This window comes from Pseudonocardia lutea, assembly GCF_042658055.1.
Taxonomy (GTDB): domain Bacteria; phylum Actinomycetota; class Actinomycetes; order Mycobacteriales; family Pseudonocardiaceae; genus Pseudonocardia; species Pseudonocardia lutea.
In genome coordinates, this window is the sequence record NZ_JBHSQK010000113.1 from 12731 (window position 1) to 29918 (window position 17188).

Here is a 17188-nt window from a genome sequence, read left to right on the forward strand (position 1 = left end):
CTTCGATGAGCGCTGCCCCGATCCTGCTGCTCTCGACCTCGGACACCGACCTCCTCTCCGCCCGGGCCGCCGGCGCCGACTTCCGCCTGGCCAACCCCAACCGGGTGCTGCTCGACGAGCTGCCGGCAATGGTCGCCGAGGCCGCCGTCGTCGTGGTGCGGGTGCTGGGCGGGTACCGGTACTGGGAGGAGGGCCTGGACCTCCTGCGCGCCTCCGGCACCCCGCTGGTCGCGCTCGGCGGCGAGATGGCGCCCGACGCGGAGATGATGGAGCTCTCCACGGTGCCCGCGGGCGTCGCGGCCGAGGCGCACACCTACTTCGCGCAGGGCGGCGCCGAGAACCTCCGCCAGCTGCACGCCTTCCTCTCCGACACGGTGCTGCTCACCGGCGAGGGATTCGCGCCGCCGATCGCCCTGCCCGAATGGGGAGTACTGGAGCGTCCCGGATCCGGCACCGCGGCGCCGGTGCAGGGCCCGACGGTCGCGGTCCTCTACTACCGCGCCCAGCAGCTCGCCGGGAACACCGCCTACGTCGAGGCGCTCTGCCGGGCGATCGAGGCCGCGGGCGCCACGCCGCTGCCGCTCTTCTGCGCCTCCCTGCGGCAGGCCCCGCCCGCGCTGCTGGAGACGTTGCGGAGCGCGGACGCCCTGGTGGTCACCGTGCTCGCGGCGGGCGGGACCAAGCCCGCCCACGCCCAGGCGGGCGGCGAGGACGAGGAGTGGGACGTCGCGGAGCTCGCCGCGCTGGACGTCCCGATCCTGCAGGGCCTCTGCCTCACCTCGAGCCGGGCCGCGTGGGAGGAGAACGACGACGGGCTGTCCCCGCTCGACGTCGCCACCCAGGTCGCCGTGCCCGAGTTCGACGGCCGGCTGATCACGGTGCCGTTCTCCTTCAAGGAGGTCGACGCGGACGGCCTGTCCGTCTACGTCCCGGACCCCGAGCGGGCCGCGCGGGTCGCCGGGATCGCCGTGCGGCACGCCAACCTGCGCCGGATCCCCAACGCGGACAAGAAGATCGTGCTGATGCTGTCGGCGTACCCGACCAAGCACGCGCGGATCGGGAACGCGGTGGGGCTGGACACCCCGGCCTCGACGGTCGCGCTGCTGCGCGCGATGGACCGGGCGGGCTACGACGTCGGCGAGTTCCCCGGCGTCGCGGCGCAGGACGGCGACGCGCTCGTCCATGCCCTGATCGAGGCCGGGGGCCAGGACCCGGACTGGCTCACCGAGGAGAAGCTGGCCGGCAACCCGATCCGGATCTCCGCGGCGCGGTACCGGCAGTGGTTCGCCACGTTGCCCGAGGACTTCCGCGCCGGCGTCGAGGAGCACTGGGGGCCCGCGCCCGGCGAGCACTACGTGCAGGCGGGCGACCTCGTCGTCGCGGCGTTGCGCTCGGGGAACGTCACGCTGATGGTCCAGCCGCCCCGCGGCTTCGGCGAGAACCCGGTCGCGATCTACCACGACCCGGACCTGCCGCCCTCGCACCACTACCTGGCCGCCTACCGGTGGCTCGCCGCCCGGGAGAGCGACGGCGGCTTCGGCGCCGACGCCGTGGTGCACATCGGCAAGCACGGCAACCTGGAGTGGCTGCCCGGCAAGACCCTCGGCATGTCCGCCTCCTGCGGCACCGACGCGGCGCTCGGCGACCTCCCGCTGATCTACCCGTTCCTGGTCAACGACCCGGGCGAGGGCACGCAGGCCAAGCGGCGGGCGCACGCCACGCTCGTCGACCACCTGATCCCGCCGATGGCCCGCGCCGAGACCTACGGCGACATCGCGCGACTCGAGCAGCTGCTCGACGAGCACGCGAACGTCTCCGCCCTCGACCCGGCCAAGCTGCCCGCGATCCGCCAGCAGATCTGGACGCTGATGACCGCGGCGAGGATGGACCACGACCTCGGGCTCGACGAGCGCCCGCACGAGGCCGAGTTCGACGACATGCTGCTGCACGTCGACGGCTGGCTGTGCGAGATCAAGGACGTCCAGATCCGGGACGGCCTGCACGTCCTGTCGGTCGCCCCGGAGGGGGAGACCCGGGTCGACCTGGTGCTGGCGATGCTGCGGGCCCGGCAGATGTGGGGCGGCGAGCAGAGCGTCCCCGGCCTGCGCGAGGCCCTCGGCCTGGTCGAGGACGGCAGCGCGGTGCGCGGCACGGTCGACGAGGTCGAGGCCCTCGCCCACGCCCTGGTCGCCGACATGGAGGCCGCGGGCTGGGACCCCGACGCCGCCCGGACCGTGGTGAGCGCGCGACTCGGCACCCCGGATCTCGCGACTCGCGCTGCCGGAACTCCCGACTCGCGGGAGGGGGAACCGGATTCCGCGAGGCGGGAGGAACAGCACCGCGAGTCGGGAGACTCCGCACCGCGAGTCGGGAGCTGCGAACAGCTCGACGGCGGCGACCCGGCGGTCGTCGAGAAGATCCTGCGGTTCGCGGCGACCGAGGTGGTGCCGCGGCTGGCGGAGACGGCGCACGAGATCGACCGGGTGCTGCACGCCCTCGACGGCGGGTTCATCCCTGCCGGCCCCTCCGGGTCGCCGCTGCGCGGGCTGATCAACGTGCTGCCGACCGGCCGGAACTTCTACTCGGTCGACCCCAAGGCCGTGCCCAGCCGGCTGGCCTGGGAGACCGGGCAGGCCATGGCGGACTCGCTCGTCGAGCGCTACCGCCGCGACCACGACGGCGAGTACCCGCGTTCGGTCGGCCTGTCCGTGTGGGGCACCAGCGCGATGCGGACCAGCGGCGACGACGTGGCGGAGGTCTTCGCGCTGCTCGGCGTGCGGCCCGTGTGGGACGAGATGTCCCGGCGCGTCACGCGGCTCGAGGTGATCGACCTCGAGGAGCTCGGCCGCCCGCGGATCGACGTCACCGTGCGCATCTCCGGGTTCTTCCGGGACGCGTTCCCGCACGTCCTGGCCCTGCTCGACGACGCCGTCCAGCTCGTCGGCGACCTCGACGAGCCCGCGGAGCAGAACTTCGTCAAGGCCCACGTGCTGCAGGACGAGCAGCGCACCGGCGACCGCCGCCGCGCCACCACCCGGATCTTCGGCTCCAAGCCCGGCACGTACGGGGCGGGGCTGCTGCAGCTCGTCGACTCGAAGAACTGGCGCGACGACGCCGACCTCGCCGAGGTCTACACGACCTGGGGCGGCTACGCCTACGGCCGTGGCCTCGACGGCGCCCCGGCGCGGGACGACATGGAGGCGGCCTACCGGCGGATCGCGGTGGCGGCCAAGAACACCGACACCCGCGAGCACGACATCGCCGACTCGGACGACTACTACCAGTACCACGGCGGGATGGTGGCGACCGTCCGCGCGCTGACCGGCTCCGCACCCGAGGCGTACGTCGGCGACTCGACCCGGCCCGACGCCGTCCGGACCCGGACCCTGCACGAGGAGACCGCGCGCGTCTTCCGGGCCCGGGTGGTCAACCCGCGCTGGATCGAGGCCATGCGCCGGCACGGGTACAAGGGCGCCTTCGAGATGGCGGCGACCGTCGACTACCTCTTCGGCTGGGACGCGACCACCGGTGTCGTCGCCGACTGGCAGTACGAGAAGCTCACCGAGAGCTACGTGCTGGACCCGGACAACCGCAAGTTCCTCTCCGAGTCCAACCCCTGGGCGTTGCACGGCATGGCCGAGCGGCTGCTCGAGGCGGTGGAGCGGGGGCTGTGGGAGGCACCGGAGCAGGCCACGCTCGACGCGCTGCGCCAGGCCTACCTGGAGACCGAGGGCGACCTCGAGGCGGAGTAGGGCCGGAAGGACGTATCGGGATCGGGCCCCTCGGCCGGACACTCGGGCACCCGTTCCGAGGAGGCCGCCCGATGGAGACCGTCGTCGACGAGATCGCCCCCGATCTCTACCGGCTGTCCACGTTCGTGGAGCCGGTGAACCTCGCCTTCAACCAGTACCTGGTGGCGGGCGAGGACCCGCTGCTCTTCCACTGCGGACCCCGGCAGATGTTCCCGCTGGTCAGCGGGGCGGTCGCGCGGGTGCTGCCGGTCGAACGGCTGCGCTGGATCTCCTTCGGGCACGTGGAGTCCGACGAGTGCGGCGCGATGAACGACTGGCTCGCGGCGGCCCCGCGGGCCGAGGTCGTGCACGGCATCCTCGGGGTGATGGTGTCGCTCAACGACCTGGCCGACCGCCCACCGCGTGCCCTGCAGAACGGCGAGACCCTGGAGCTCGGCGGGCGCCGGGTGCGCTGGATCGACACCTCGCACGTGCCGCACGGCTGGGAGTCCGGGCTGCTGTACGAGGAGACGACCGGCACGCTGCTCTGCGGGGACCTGTTCACCGCGACGGGGCACGGACCCGCGGTGGCCGAGTCCGATCCGGTCGAACCGGCCCTCGCGGCCGAGGCGCTGTTCCACGCGACGGCGCTGACCCCGGGCACCGGCCCGGCCGTCCGCGCGCTGGCCGACCTGCGTCCCGAGGCGCTGGGCCTGATGCACGGCCCGGTCTTCCGGGGTGACGCGACGGCGGCGCTGACCGAGCTGGGCGACGCCTACGACCGCCTGCTCGACGAGGCCCTCGCCGCGCGCACCCCGGCCTGACGGTCACGGGGCGGGTCGGGCGGCGCCCTCCGCGCGGGTGGTGCCGCGCCGGGCGGTGGCGGCCAGCGGGCTGGCGACGTCCTCGAGGGACTTGCCCTCGGCGTCGATCCCGAGGAACCAGCCCACGATCCCGCCGATCACCATCACGGCCGCGCCGAGGACGTACCCCCAGAACAGCCGGATCGGCTCCGAGCCGTCGCCGATCAGCCCGCCGTAGATCACCGGGCCGAGGGCGCCGAAGCACTGCGCGATCGCGAAGAACACCGCGATCGCCTTGGCGCGCACCTCCAGCGGGAAGCTCTCGCTGACCGTGAGGTAGGCCGAGCTGGCGCCGGCGGAGGCGAAGAAGAACACTACCGCCCAGGCGATCGTCTGCGTGACCGCGTTGAGCACGCCCGCCTCGAACAGCCACGCGGTGACCGCCAGCAGCACCCCGGCGAGGGCGTACGTCGAGAAGATCATCTTGCGGCGGCCGACGGTGTCGAACAGGTGGCCCAGGATCAGCGGCCCGGCGAGGTTCCCGACGGCGAAGGCGATCAGGTAGACCGGCTGCGACTCCGACGGCACACCGAAGAACTTGCCCAGGACCAGGGTGTAGGTGAAGAAGATCGCGTTGTAGAGGAAGGACTGGGTGATCATCAGCGTGGCGCCGAGGATCGCCCGCGAGGGGTACTCCCGGAACAGCACCCGGGTCAGCGCGAGGTAGCCGATCTGGGAGGTCGGGGTCAGCTCGATCGCCTTGTCGTCCGGGACCTTCTCCAGGCGCCTGCCGCTCCGCTCGACCTCGTGCTCGATGTAGGAGATCGACTCCTCGGCCTGCTCGGCGCGGCCGTTCATGATCTGCCAGCGCGGGCTCTCCGGCAGGTGCCGCCGGACGACCAGGACGACCAGCCCGAGGACGGGGCCGAGCAGGAAGCCGATCCGCCAGCCGATGCCGACGTCGAGCACCCGCAGCAGCAGGAGCGTGCCCACCGTGCCGAGCAGCGAGCCGGCCCAGTACGTGCCGTTGACGGCGATGTCGACGCGACCGCGGTAGCGGGCCGGGATCAGTTCGTCGATCGCCGAGTTGATCGCCGCGTACTCGCCGCCGATGCCCATGCCCGCGACGAACCGCGTCAGGTACAGGAAGATCACCCACCCGGTGCCCGAGCCGAGCGTCAGCGCGGTGAGCCCACTCCCGACCAGGTACACCGCGAGCGTGATCATGAAGAGGTTGCGCCGGCCCAGCTTGTCCGAGAGCCGGCCGAAGAACAGCGCACCGACGACCTCGCCCGCGAGGTAGACCGACGCGATCGCGCCGGCGGCGGCGGAGGACAGGTGCAGGGTGTCGGGATGGGTCAGCAGGTCGGTGATGGCGCTGGCGACCGTGATCTCCAGCCCGTCGAGGACCCAGGCGACGCCGAGGGCGATCACCATCCGGGTGTGGAAGGGCGACCACGGCAGCCGGTCGATCCGGGCGGGGATCAGGCTGCGTACGGTGCCCGCGGGTCTATCGGCGATCGTCACGAGAACCTCCTGGGAGTGCGACCATCGCGCTACCCCGGAGCTCGTTGCGTTATGCAACGGCGGTGCGGAGCGTCCGGAACGTCCGGTTCGGCTCGCCCGTACGGATCAGCGCGCCAGCCGGTCGAGGTGCCCGCGCAGCTCGGCCGAGGCGGGCCCGAGGTCGCGCAGCAGCGCCGTCTCGACCTCCCGCACGGCCGGGGCGAGCCGGGCGTGCAGCTCCCGCCCGCGGTCGGCCAGCAGCACGAGCACCCGGCGGCGGTCGGTCTCGTCGACGCGCCGGTAGACCAGACCCTGGTCGATCAGCCGGTCGACGATCTTGGTCAGCGTCGGGGCGGGGACCCGGACGGCCGCGGCGATCCCGCTCATCGGGCGGCCCTCGCCGTCGGCCAGCAGGTCGAGCACGCGCCAGCGGTCGAGACCCGGCCCGTCCGGCCCGAGCGCGGCCTCGATCCGCCGTTCCACCCGGTGCGCGGCACCGGCGAGGGCGTCGAGGAGGCCGGTGCCGGTGACCGACGGTGGTGCTGTGCTCACGGCGGGTCCACTTCCTGCGGGGAGGGGTGACGGGAGGGGGCGTCAGGGTCAAGACTCTCACGGGCAGGGCACGGGGAGGACTCCGACGGCGGACGCGACCGGGGAGGTCCGCGATGCGCACGGCCGGCAGGGGCGGCGACGGCGTGAGCAGGCGCAGGGGCACGGGTGACGGCCCGGGCGGCGGCCTGGGCGACGTCGTGGAGGTCGCCTTCGTGGTGCCCCGCAGCGGTCCGGCGGGGCTGTTCGGCCCCGCCTGCGAGTCCTGCGGCGCCCTGGCGGTGGCCGAGCTGAACGCGGCCGGCGGCGTGCTCGGCCGGGAGGTCCGGCTCCACGTGGTCGACGGCGGCCGGGCGCCCGCCCAGGTGGCGACCGAGGTGGGCGCGCTCGTCGAGGCCGGCGCGGTGCAGGCCGTGTCCGGCTGGCACATCTCGGCGGTCCGGCAGGAGATCGCGCCGCGGGTCAGCGGCCGGGTGCCCTACGTCTACGCCCCGCTCTACGAGGGTGGCGAGCGCACCCCCGGGGTGTTCCTGGCCGGCGAGACCCCGGACCGGCAGGTCCTGCCCGGCCTGCGCTGGATGGCCGCCGAGCTGGGCGTGCGGACCTGGTGCATCGTCGGCGACGACTACGTGTGGCCCCGCGTCTCGGCGCGGGCCGCGCGCAGCTGGGCCCGGACCACGCCGGACGTGCGGATCCTCGACCAGGTCTTCGTGCCGCTCGGCACCGAGGACTTCGGCGCGGCGCTCGAGCGGGTGCTCCGCTCGGGGGCACAGGGCGTGCTGATGTTCCTGGTGGGCTCGGACGCGGTGCGCTTCAACCGGGCCTTCGCGGCCGCGGGCGCCGACCGCCGCTGCGTGCGGTTCAGCCCGCTGATGGAGGAGAACATGCTGCTCGCGAGCGGTCCGTCGCGCGAGCTGTACTCCGCGGCGGCCTGGTTCGAGAGCCTCCCGACGGCGGCCGGGCTGGACTTCTCGCGCCGCTACGTCGAGCGGTTCGGGCCCCGCGCGCCGGTGCCGGGCGCGCTCGCCGAGTCCTGCTTCGAGGGCCTGACCCTGCTGGCCCGGCTGGCGGAGCGCGCAGGCTCGCTCGACGTCGGTGCGGTGTCGGGCGCGGGGGAGGGGATCGCCTACGAGAGCCCGCGCGGCGACGTGGCACTGGTGCACAACCACCTCCGGCAGGACGTCTACCTGGCCCGCTCCGACGGGCTCGAGTTCGACGTGCTCGCGCGCTTGACCTGATTGCTGTCGCTCGACATAGTTTCACATGACAGTAATCGGGGAGGTGTCCGTGCCCACCTACGCGTTCCGCTGCCCCCACTGCGGGGGGTTCGACGTGGTCCGGCCGATGCGCGAGGCGGGTGCGCCCGCCCGCTGCCCGGAGTGCGGCTCCGCGGCGCGGCGGGTCTTCGAGTCGCCGGCGTTGCGCGCGGGCGACCCGGGCGTGCGCCGCGCCCTCGAGGCCTCCGAGCGCAGCGCGGACGAACCCGCCGTCGTCTCGTCGGTGCCCGGGCGCAGCCGCAAGGCGATCCCGACCAGCCGGGACCCGCGGCACGCCCGCCTGCCCCGCCCCTGATCCTCCCCGCGCACGTCCGGCTCCGATCCGCTCCGTCACCAGGAGGTCCCGCCATGCCCGACGTCGTCTTCTCCGTCGACCAGGCGAAGTCCATGCGCGAGCAGGCCGTGCCCGGCCACAATCGCTGGCACCCGGACATCCCGCCGGCCGTGACCGTCCGCCCCGACTCGTCGATCCGCGTCGAGTGCCGGGAGTGGACGGACGGACAGATCGGCAACAACGACTCGGCGAACGACGTCCGGGACGTCGACCTGACCGGTGCCCACATGCTGTCCGGACCGATCGCGATCGAGGGCGCCGAGCCGGGGGACCTGCTCGTCGTCGACATCCTCGACCTCGGCCCGGTGCCCCAGGAGACGGGCCCGGCGCCCGGGCAGGGCTGGGGCTACACCGGCATCTTCTCGAAGCAGAACGGCGGCGGCTTCCTCACCGACCGCTTCCCGGACGCCTACAAGGCCATCTGGGACTTCCACGGCCAGGTGGCCACCTCGCGCCACGTCCCGGGCGTGCGGTACACCGGCATCACCCACCCCGGTCTGTTCGGCACCGCGCCCAGCCACGAACTGCTGGGCCGGTGGAACGACCGGGAACGGGCGCTGATCGCCACCGACCCGGACCGCGTCCCGCCGCTGGCCCTGCCCCCGTTGGAGGAGAGCACCCTGGGCGGCACGGCCTCCGGCGACGTCCTCGCCGGGATCGCCCGCGACGGCGCCCGCACCATCCCCGCCCGCGAGAACGGCGGCAACCACGACATCAAGAACTTCACCCGCGGGTCCCGGGTCTTCTACCCGGTGCACGTGCCGGGCGCCCTGTTCTCCGGCGGTGACTTGCACTTCTCCCAGGGCGACGGCGAGATCACCTTCTGCGGCGCCATCGAGATGGGCGGGTTCATCGACTTCCACGTCGACCTGATCAAGGGCGGCATGGAGACCTACGGCGTGACCACCAACCCGATCCTCATGCCGGGCAACGTCGAGCCGCGGTACTCGGAGTTCCTCACCTTCATCGGTATCGGCGTCCAGCACGACAGCGACACCCAGCTCTACAACGACGCCACCGAGGCCTACCGCAACGCCTGCCTCAACGCCGTCACCTACCTGGAGAAGTTCGGCTACTCCGGCCCGCAGGCCTACCTGCTGCTCGGGTCGGCGCCGATCGAGGGCCGGGTCTCCGGCGTCGTCGACATCCCGAACGCCTGCTGCTCGCTCTACCTGCCCACGGCGATCTTCGACGACGACGTGCGCCCGTCGGCGAGCGGCCCGGTTCGCAAGGACCGTGGCAGCTGCGCGGTGAGCTCGTGAGCGAGGGCGCAGGCGCCTCCATCGGGGCCATGGGGCGCGACGCCGCCTACGAGGTCCACGAGATCCCGGACCTCACCCTGGAGTGCGGGGCGACGCTGCGGCCGGCCCGGATCGCCTACCAGACCTACGGCGAGCTGAACGCCGACCGCAGCAACGCGATCGTCTACCCGACCTGGTACTCCGGGCGGCACTGGGACAACGAGTGGCTCATCGGCGAAGGGATGGCCCTCGACCCCGCCCGCTGGTTCGTCATCGTGCCGAACATGCTGGGCAACGGGCTGTCGTCGTCGCCGTCGAACACCCCGCCGCCCTGGGACCGGGCCCGGTTCCCGCGGATCAACGTGCGGGACAACGTCGCGGCGCAGCACCGGCTCGTCACCGAGGTGTTCGGGATCGAGACGCTGCCGTTGGTCCTCGGCTGGTCGATGGGCGCGGGGCAGACCTACCAGTGGGCGGTCAGCCATCCGGAGATGGTGCAGCGCATGCTGCCCTTCTGCGGCTCGCCGCGGACCGCGCCGCACAACCAGGTCTTCCTCGACTCGCTGCGCGCGGCGCTGACCGCGTCCGTCGGGTTCGACGGCGGCTGGTACCCGCCGGACGACTGGCCGGTCGCCGGCCTGCGCGCCTTCGCCCGGATCTACGCGGGCTGGGGCTTCTCGCAGGCCTTCTACTGGGACGAGGTGTGGCGGGAGATGGGCCACACCTCGCTGGAGGACTTCGCGGTCGGGTTCTGGGAGGGCTTCTTCCTCGACGACCGCGACCCGAACAACCTGCTCACGATGCTCGACACCTGGTGGAACGGCGACGTCGGGAGGACGCCGGGGTTCTCCTCCACCGAGGAGGCGCTGGGCTCGATCCGGGCCAAGGCGATCGTGATGCCGGCGGAGAAGGACCTGTACTTCCCGCCGGAGGACGAGAAGTGGGCCGTCTCGCACATGCGCGACGCCGAGCTGCGGGTGATCCCGGGCGTGTGGGGGCACTTCGCGGGCGGCGGGGCGAACCCGGTCGACACCGCGTTCATCGACGCCGCGGTGAAGGAGCTGCTGGACCGGTAGGAACCGGGGACGAGTGGTGCACACGCCCGCCGGCGGATCGAGGGGCCGGCCGGGCGGCCTCACCCGAGCAGGGCGGGGGTGGGCCTGCTCGGGTGAGGCACTCGACAGCGGCAGGGACGACGGCGCCGTCCGGTCACGCCCGACGCCCGCTCGCCCGGCCGCTCGTCGAACCGTAGGACCTCCACCGGGCTGGAGGGTCAAGTGTCGTCGGAGCTAGCCTCCCCCGATGCGGATCGGGGAGCTCGCCGGGCGGACCGGGGTGCGGGTGCGCACCATCCGCTTCTACGAGCAGTCCGGGCTCCTGCCGGCCCCGCGGCGCACGCGCGGGGGGCAGCGCGACTACGACGACGACGCCGTGACGCGCCTGAGGTTCGCGCGATCGGCGCAGGCCCTCGGCCTGACCCTGGCCCAGATCGCCGAGGTGCTGCGCGTCCGCGACCAGGGCGGGCCGCCGTGTGAGCACGTCACGGAGCTGCTCACGAACCACATCGCGGCCGTCGAGGCCAGGATCGGGGAGCTGACGGCGCTCCGCGACGACCTCCGCGCGCGGGTTCCGCCCGCGGTGGTCCCGGACGCGAGACGCTGCCACCCCGACCGGATCTGCTACCTCATCGAGGACGCGGCCTCCGACATCCGCGGCTGACGCGCCCGGCGGGCGGTCGTGGCGGCCCGCATGCGGGACTCACCCCTCGCGGACGTCGAGAAGGTCGTTCTGCTCCACGGCCGCGCGGGAGAGCGTGGTGTAGCCGCGCCCGTCGAACAGCACGGTCAGCCGGTCGGCCTCGGTGGCGAGCACCACGCCGTCGCCCCACTCCGTGTGCCGGACGGGCGTGCTGGGGGTGAGGCCCTCGCGCTCGTCGCCGAGGTCGTCCGGCACGTGCTCGGCGGCCGAGCCCGCCTCGCAGGTGTCGCAGTGCCCGCACGGCCCGCCGAGCTCCTCGCCGAAGTAGCCCAGGAGGTAGCGGCGGCGGCAGCCGGCGGTCTCGGCGTACTCGCGGACCAGGTCGATGCGGGAGCGGACGAGCCGGCGGTGCCGCTCGGCGGCCTCGACCGCGGCCTCGACCGCCTCCTGCGCCGACAGTCCGGCACGCGAGATCCGGCCCTCGTCGACCCGCACGGCGCCGACCTGCTCCAGCAGGTTGACCGCGTTGGTCCGCCGCTGCGGGGACAGCTCGGCACGCTCGCCGAGCTCCTTGCCGCCGGCCGGGCCCTCCTCGAGGGCGGTGAGCACCGCGCGCAGCGCGTCAGGCTTGGGCCGGCGGGCCACCAGGAAGCGCTGCAGGCGCAGGTCCTCGTGGTGGTGGTGCAGCTCGACGGTGGCGGGCTCGCCGTCCCGGCCGGCCCGGCCGATCTGCTGGTAGTAGGCGTCGAGCGAGCCGGGCGAGGCGGCGTGCAGCACGAACCGCACGTCCGGTTTGTCGATGCCCATGCCGAAGGCCGAGGTGGCGACGACGACGTCGAGGTCGCCGGCGAGGAAGCCGTCGTGCACCTCCTCGCGCCGCTTCCGGTTCAGGCCCGCGTGGTAATGCCCCGTGCGGACGTCGGGCGCCGCGACCCCGAGCGCCTCGGCGTAGCGCTCGGCCTCCTTCCGGGTGGCCACGTAGACCAGGCCGGGCTTCGGCAGCTCCCGGACCCGCTCGACGACTTCGCGGTGCCGCAGGTCGTCGTCGGCGTAGACCTGCACGGTCAGGTGCAGCTCGGGCCGGTCGAAGCTCCGCACTATCTCGCGGGGCTCGCGCAGGCCGAGGCGCTCGACGATGTCCGCCCGCACCGGGGGCGCCGCGGTCGCCGTCAGGGCCACCACCGGCGGGTGCCCGAGGCGCTGGATCGCCGCACCGACGCGCAGGTAGTCGGGCCGGAAGTCGTGGCCCCACTCCGACACGCAGTGCGCCTCGTCGACCACGAACAGGCTGACGCCGGCCTCGACGAGCTGCTCCACGACCTCGTCCTTGTCCAGCTGCTCGGGGGCGAGGAAGAGGTACTCGGCCTCGCCCGTGGCGAGCGCCTCCCAGGCGTGCCTCGTCCGCGCGGCCGGCTGGGCCGAGTTCACCGTGACGGCCTCCGGGACGTCCCGCTCGGCGAGCCCCTGCTGCTGGTCGTGCTGCAGCGCGATGAGCGGCGACACCACGACGGTCGGGCCCTCCAGGAGCACCGCGGGCACCTGGTAGATCGCGGACTTCCCGGCACCGGTGGGCAGCACGGCGAGGACGTCGCGGCCCTCGAGGAGGTGCTCCATGCCGTCGAGCTGGTCGGGGTGCAGTTCGGCGAAGTCGAACCGGTCCGCGGCCGCCTGCTGCAGTCGCTCGCGTGCTGTCGTCACCGGCGCGGGCTACCCGTGGCCCGTCGCCACAACCCCGGGCATCGCCGTGACGACGCGCGCACCGCCCGGTGACACGACGGCTCAGGGGTCGGTCGGCCGCGGCGCCGTCCGGGGCGCGACCGCCGCCCCCGCCAGGGCGAGCACCACCAGCACCACGAGCAGCACGGGCAACGCGACGGCCGGGGTCACCAGGACGGCGAGCAGCGCGCCGCCGAGCCCGACGAACGTGGCCTGGGCGAGCTGGTCCGCGAGCTGGGCGGCGGACGAGTGGTAGCCGACGGAGGCGGAGCGTGCGGAGCCGACCCCTGATCCGGCGTCCGGGGCGGAGCCGGCCAGCAGCAACGCGGACAGCGAGGAGAAGCCCAGGCCCATGCCCACGCCGGCGACCAGCCAGAGCGGCAGCGCGGCCCACGCGACCCCCCAGGCCGGGGCCACGACGAGCAGGCCGGCGGTCCCGGTCGCGATCAGCAGCATCCCGATCCGCAGCAGCCGCGGGCGCGACAGCTCGGGCCGGCGGCCCTGCCACGCCGCCGCCCCGGACCAGCCCAGCGACCCCACGATCAACGGCAGCCCGGCGGCGGACAGCGACCAGCCGTGCGTCGCCGTCAGCATGAGAGGCAGGTACGCGGTCACGGTGAAGAACGCCCCCGCGATCAGCGCCCGCCCGGCGACGACCGCCGCGATCCCGCGGCGCGCCCGGACCGTCCCCTTCGGGACCAGCCGGCGCAGCGCGGGCACCAGCACCGTCAGGGCGGCCACCGCGAGCACCGCGCCGACGAACGTCGGGTGCTGGCCGGCCCAGCTGAGCGCGGACACGCCCAGGGCCGCGGCCACGGCCGCCGGGACGAGCCCGCGGCGCGGCGGGGCGGGCTCGACGGGCGCGGCCATCCCGCGCACCGCCGGCAGCACCAGCAGCACGGCCAGCGCCACCAGCGGGAGCAGCCCGAGGAAGACCCAGTGCCAGGACAGGTGCTCGGTGACCAGCCCGGCGACCGGCGGCCCGACCAGCGACGGCACCACCCACGCCGAGGACACCAGCCCGAACACCGCGGGCCGGGCGTGGGCCGAGTAGACCAGCGCGATCAGCACGTACACCGCCACGCCCTGGGCACCGGCGCCGAGTCCCTGCAGCAGCCGCCCGGCCAGGAGCTGACCGAGCGTCCCGGCGGTGCCGGCCACGAGCAGTCCCAGCCCGAACACGCCCGGGGCGAGCAGCAGGACGAGCCGGGGCCCGCGGGCGTCGCACCACCGCCCGCCGAGGACGGTGCCGACGACGGTCGTGGCGACGAAGGCGACGAAGGGCCAGGCGTAGTCCGCGACGGTGCCGAGCTCGGCGACCACCGCGGGCATCGCGGTGCCGACGCCCATCTGCTCGAACGCGACGAGGCTGATCAGCAGCACTATCCCGACGGTCACCGCCCGGCGACCGGGGCCGACGAGCTCGTCGCGGACGGTGGGCACCGGGAGTGTCGGTCGAGCGGTCACGGGACGAGCCTGCAGGCTGAACCGGGGTTCAGGTCAAGCGGGACGGCGCGGTGGTCGCGTTCCCCGCCCGCTCGGCGTTCGGCACCGCCGCCGGGGCGGCCGCGCGCGGTCGAACGGGGCCGGAACGGCGCGTTCCTAGCGTCGGGTCGTCCGCATCACCGACCCGCTCCACCGACTCGGCGAGGAGATCCTCGTGACCCAGCACCGGACCCCGCTCGAGCCCACCTGCAGCGTGGGACCGGAACCCCGCACGGAGCCGGAGTTGTCGGCGGAGACATCGGCGGAGACATCGGCGGAGGCTCGGGCGGCGCCGGCGGGGACCGCCCCGTTCCGCCGCGGCCTCGCCGACTCCGCCGCCGTGATCGTGGCCTACCTGCCGTTCGGCCTGACGCTCGGCGCCACCCTCGCAGCGACCCGGCTGCCGGGGTGGGTCGCGTGGGCCTCGTCGTTGCTGCTGTTCAACGGCGCGACCCAGCTCGTCGCGGTCACCCTGCTCGACGGCGGGGCGGGAGCCGTCCTCGTCGTGGTCGCGGCGGTGGTGGTCAACGCACGGATGCTGCTGTACGGCGCCTCCCTCGCGCCGTACGCCGCGGAGTGGCCGCGGCGCTGGCGGTGGCTCGGCGCGTACCTGCTGTCCGACCCGATCTACGCGCTGGCGATCGGGCGGTTCGCCCGCCCGGACCGCGGCGGCGGGTCCCGCGAGCGGCTCGTCTACTACCTCACGGTCGCCGGCACGCTCTTCGTCGCCTGGCAGGTGCTGACCGGGGCCGGGGTGCTGCTCGGCGGCCTGCTGCCGGAGTGGCTGCACGTGGAGCTCGCCGCCCCGCTGACCTTCCTGCTCCTGCTGCTTCCGATGCTCACCACGCGTGCCGCGTACGCCGCCGCCGCGGCCGGGGCCGCGGCCGCCCTGGCGGCGACGGCCCTGCCCCTCGGCCTCGGCCTGGTCGTCGGGGCCGCGGCGGGCATCGGCGCCGGTGCCGCCGTCGACACGTGGCGGCGGCGCACGTCCCGTCCGGAGGGAGCACCCGATGCCTGACCTGCTCGTCCTCGTCGCCGTCGGCGTCGGTACCTACGCGATGCGTGCGGCCTTCCTCGTCCTGGCCCGGCCCGAGCCGCCGGCCCCCCTCGCGCGGGTGCTGCCGCACGTCGGCCCCGCGGCCCTGGGCGCGATCGTCGCGCCGGCACTGCTCGTCCCGCACGGGGCGGTCACGGTCGCCGACACGGTGCCGGCCGTCGTGGCCGCCGCCGCGGCCTGGGTGCTGTGGCACCGGACCCGCAACCTGCCGATCGCCCTCTTCGGGGCCCTCGCCCTCGCCCTGCTCACCACGGAGGTGTTCCGGTGAACGCCGACACCACGCCCTGCGGGACCACGACCCGCGACATCGCCTGCGAGAACGCCGGGACCGCGGACATCGACGTCCGGATCCGCGAGCTCGGCCCGGGCCGGTTCGACGTGCTCGACGCCGTGCTGGCGGCGTTGTCCCCGACGAGCCGCTACCGCCGCTTCCACACCTCCGCGCCGCGGCCGACGCCGCAGGTGCTGGCCCTGCTCGCCGCCGTCGACGGGCGGTCCCACATCGCCGTCGCGGCCTTCACCGGGTCCGGTCGGCCCGTCGGGATCGCGCGGATCATCGCCGTACCGGGCGGCCGGTCCGAGCTGGCCGTCGAGGTCGCCGACGACTGGCAGGGCCGCGGGATCGGCGCCCGGCTGGTCCGCGCCGTGGTCGAGCGGGGCCGGGCGGCGGGGCACCGGGTGGTGCACGCCGACGTGCTCGCCGAGAACGTCGCCGCACAGGCGCTGTTCCTCTCGGTGTTCCCCGCCGCGGTCGCCGTGTCGGGAGGCCACGAGGTCGGCTTCGCGGCCGAGCTCGCCGCGCCGCGGGACCCGGTGCTCGTCGCGGCCTGACACCCTCGGGTCCCGCCCCGGTCGGCCGCCGTTGTCGCAGGCCGTGCCCGGGCCGGGACCCTGCGTGGCCGGGGCCGGCCGGTCGGGCCGATCGGTCCCCCTCCCGCCGGGCCGGGTGGCCCTGCCGACCACCCGTGCCGGCCGGGAGGCTGGCGGGACGGCCGCGGGCACCCGGCCGTGCCGAGGTGGGGTGGGGCCGCGATGCTGGAGGTCAGCCTCCTGGGCGAGCAGGTGGTGCGGGACGGCGACGGAACGGTCCTGGTCCGGTCCTCCCGCACGCTCCTCCTGGTCGCCTACCTCGTGCTGCACGCCGGGTCCCCGCAGCCCCGCCAGCGCATCGCCCCGCTCTTCTGGCCGGACTCGACGGACGACCAGGCCCTGACGAACCTCCGCCGGGAGCTGCACCACCTCCGCGGGCTGCTCGGCGAGGGGACGTCGCTGCGGGTGCGCACCCGGGACCTGTGCTGGCAGGACGCGCCGGACTGCCGCGTCGACGTCCGCGAGTTCGAGCGGGCCCGCGCCGCCGCCCTCGCGGCCGAGCGGCGGGGCGACGCCGCGGCCTTCCTGGCGCACGCGGGCGCGGCCCTGGACCACTACCGCGGCGAGTTCCTGCCGGGCAACGGCGAGGACTGGGCGGCGGAGGCGCGGTCGGCGCTGGAGCAGCAGTGCGTCGACCTGCTCGACCGGACCGTCGAGGTGCAGGCCCGGCTCGGGGACCCCGCGGCGGCCGTCGGGCTCGCCCGGCGGCGGGTGCAGCTGCGTCCGCTGGAGGAGGCCGGGTACCGCCGGCTCATGGAGCTGCAGGCCGGCGCGGGGGACCGGGCCGGGGCGGTGAGCACCTACCACCGCTGCGCGTCGCTGCTCGAGCGGGAGCTGGGCGTCGCGCCCGACCCGCTGACCCGGACCACGCTGAACCGGGTGCTGGCCCGTGGCGGGCCCCCCGCCGCCCCCGGCGCGGCG

At 74.6% G+C, this 17188-nt stretch carries 15 protein-coding genes; 11 read left to right on the top strand and 4 right to left on the bottom strand.

Annotated features, from left to right (window positions below; all coding sequences use genetic code 11):
• Positions 1 to 5 precede the first annotated feature (5 nt).
• Together cobN and ACFQH9_RS30770 are read left to right on the top strand one after the other, a co-directional pair.
• Positions 6 to 3752: a cobaltochelatase subunit CobN gene (cobN, locus tag ACFQH9_RS30765; RefSeq protein WP_379571736.1), complete on the top strand. Its 3747-nt coding sequence runs from the start codon at positions 6 to 8 to the stop codon at positions 3750 to 3752.
• Between the two features lie 71 nt (positions 3753 to 3823).
• Positions 3824 to 4555 (top strand): oxygen-binding di-iron domain-containing protein, encoded by a 732-nt coding sequence (locus tag ACFQH9_RS30770; protein ID WP_379571738.1) that lies wholly within the window; start codon positions 3824 to 3826, stop codon positions 4553 to 4555.
• Between the two features lie 3 nt (positions 4556 to 4558).
• Here ACFQH9_RS30770 and ACFQH9_RS30775 read toward each other — a convergent pair whose 3' ends face one another.
• Complete coding sequence (locus tag ACFQH9_RS30775; protein ID WP_379571740.1) at positions 4559 to 6061, bottom strand: MFS transporter; 1503 nt, start codon at positions 6059 to 6061, stop codon at positions 4559 to 4561.
• 105 nt (positions 6062 to 6166) lie between these two features.
• Positions 6167 to 6592 carry a MarR family winged helix-turn-helix transcriptional regulator gene (locus ACFQH9_RS30780; RefSeq protein WP_379571742.1) on the bottom strand — a complete coding sequence of 142 codons (426 nt, stop codon included), beginning with the start codon at positions 6590 to 6592 and terminating at the stop codon, positions 6167 to 6169.
• A 143-nt stretch (positions 6593 to 6735) separates the two neighbouring features.
• Between ACFQH9_RS30780 and ACFQH9_RS30785 the strand changes: the two genes are divergently transcribed.
• From ACFQH9_RS30785 to ACFQH9_RS30805, 5 genes are all read left to right on the top strand, one after another.
• The gene (locus ACFQH9_RS30785) at positions 6736 to 7827 is read left to right on the top strand and encodes a substrate-binding domain-containing protein (RefSeq protein ID WP_379571744.1); all 1092 of its coding nucleotides are present in this window, start codon (positions 6736 to 6738) and stop codon (positions 7825 to 7827) included.
• Between the two features lie 49 nt (positions 7828 to 7876).
• Entirely contained in the window at positions 7877 to 8161 is a 285-nt protein-coding gene (locus ACFQH9_RS30790) for an FmdB family zinc ribbon protein (RefSeq protein ID WP_379571746.1), read from the top strand.
• A gap of 53 nt (positions 8162 to 8214) precedes the next feature.
• Entirely contained in the window at positions 8215 to 9462 is a 1248-nt protein-coding gene (gene fmdA / locus ACFQH9_RS30795; RefSeq protein ID WP_379571748.1) for a formamidase, read from the top strand.
• Between the two features lie 29 nt (positions 9463 to 9491).
• Positions 9492 to 10517: an alpha/beta fold hydrolase gene (locus tag ACFQH9_RS30800; RefSeq protein ID WP_379571764.1), complete on the top strand. Its 1026-nt coding sequence runs from the start codon at positions 9492 to 9494 to the stop codon at positions 10515 to 10517.
• 226 nt (positions 10518 to 10743) lie between these two features.
• Positions 10744 to 11160, top strand: a complete 417-nt coding sequence (locus tag ACFQH9_RS30805) for a heavy metal-responsive transcriptional regulator (RefSeq protein ID WP_379571750.1) — start codon at positions 10744 to 10746, stop codon at positions 11158 to 11160.
• A gap of 39 nt (positions 11161 to 11199) precedes the next feature.
• Here the strand turns inward: ACFQH9_RS30805 and ACFQH9_RS30810 are convergent, their stop codons facing one another.
• A complete protein-coding gene (locus ACFQH9_RS30810) occupies positions 11200 to 12837 on the bottom strand; it encodes a RecQ family ATP-dependent DNA helicase (protein ID WP_379571752.1) in 1638 nt (545 codons plus the stop codon).
• An 81-nt stretch (positions 12838 to 12918) separates the two neighbouring features.
• Positions 12919 to 14322 (bottom strand): MFS transporter, encoded by a 1404-nt coding sequence (locus ACFQH9_RS30815; protein ID WP_379571754.1) that lies wholly within the window; start codon positions 14320 to 14322, stop codon positions 12919 to 12921.
• Positions 14323 to 14515: 193 nt separating this feature from the next.
• On the opposite strand from ACFQH9_RS30815, the gene ACFQH9_RS30820 reads away from it, so the two are divergent.
• From ACFQH9_RS30820 to ACFQH9_RS30835, 4 genes are all read left to right on the top strand, one after another.
• A complete protein-coding gene (locus ACFQH9_RS30820; RefSeq protein WP_379571756.1) occupies positions 14516 to 15358 on the top strand; it encodes an AzlC family ABC transporter permease in 843 nt (280 codons plus the stop codon).
• Positions 15351 to 15665 (top strand): AzlD domain-containing protein, encoded by a 315-nt coding sequence (locus ACFQH9_RS30825; protein ID WP_379571758.1) that lies wholly within the window; start codon positions 15351 to 15353, stop codon positions 15663 to 15665. Before ACFQH9_RS30820 ends, ACFQH9_RS30825 begins: the two co-directional genes overlap by 8 nt.
• On the top strand, positions 15662 to 16228 hold the full coding sequence (locus tag ACFQH9_RS30830) for a GNAT family N-acetyltransferase (RefSeq protein ID WP_379571760.1): 567 nt from the start codon (positions 15662 to 15664) through the stop codon (positions 16226 to 16228). The genes ACFQH9_RS30825 and ACFQH9_RS30830 overlap by 4 nt, the downstream gene beginning before the upstream one ends.
• A 201-nt stretch (positions 16229 to 16429) precedes the next feature.
• Positions 16430 to 17188, top strand: a 759-nt coding sequence (locus tag ACFQH9_RS30835) for an AfsR/SARP family transcriptional regulator (protein WP_379571762.1), incomplete at its 3' end; no start/stop codon positions are given.

Excerpts from the sequence above, each read along its gene's own strand:
- fmdA (WP_379571748.1), top strand. The coding sequence starts at position 8,215 with ATGCCCGACGTCGTCTTCTCCGTCGACCAGGCGAAGTCCATGCGCGAG.
- ACFQH9_RS30800 (WP_379571764.1), top strand. The coding sequence starts at position 9,492 with ATGGGGCGCGACGCCGCCTACGAGGTCCACGAGATCCCGGACCTCACC.
- cobN (WP_379571736.1), top strand. The coding sequence starts at position 6 with ATGAGCGCTGCCCCGATCCTGCTGCTCTCGACCTCGGACACCGACCTC.
- ACFQH9_RS30805 (WP_379571750.1), top strand. The coding sequence starts at position 10,744 with ATGCGGATCGGGGAGCTCGCCGGGCGGACCGGGGTGCGGGTGCGCACC.
- ACFQH9_RS30770 (WP_379571738.1), top strand. The coding sequence starts at position 3,824 with ATGGAGACCGTCGTCGACGAGATCGCCCCCGATCTCTACCGGCTGTCC.
- ACFQH9_RS30825 (WP_379571758.1), top strand. The coding sequence starts at position 15,351 with ATGCCTGACCTGCTCGTCCTCGTCGCCGTCGGCGTCGGTACCTACGCG.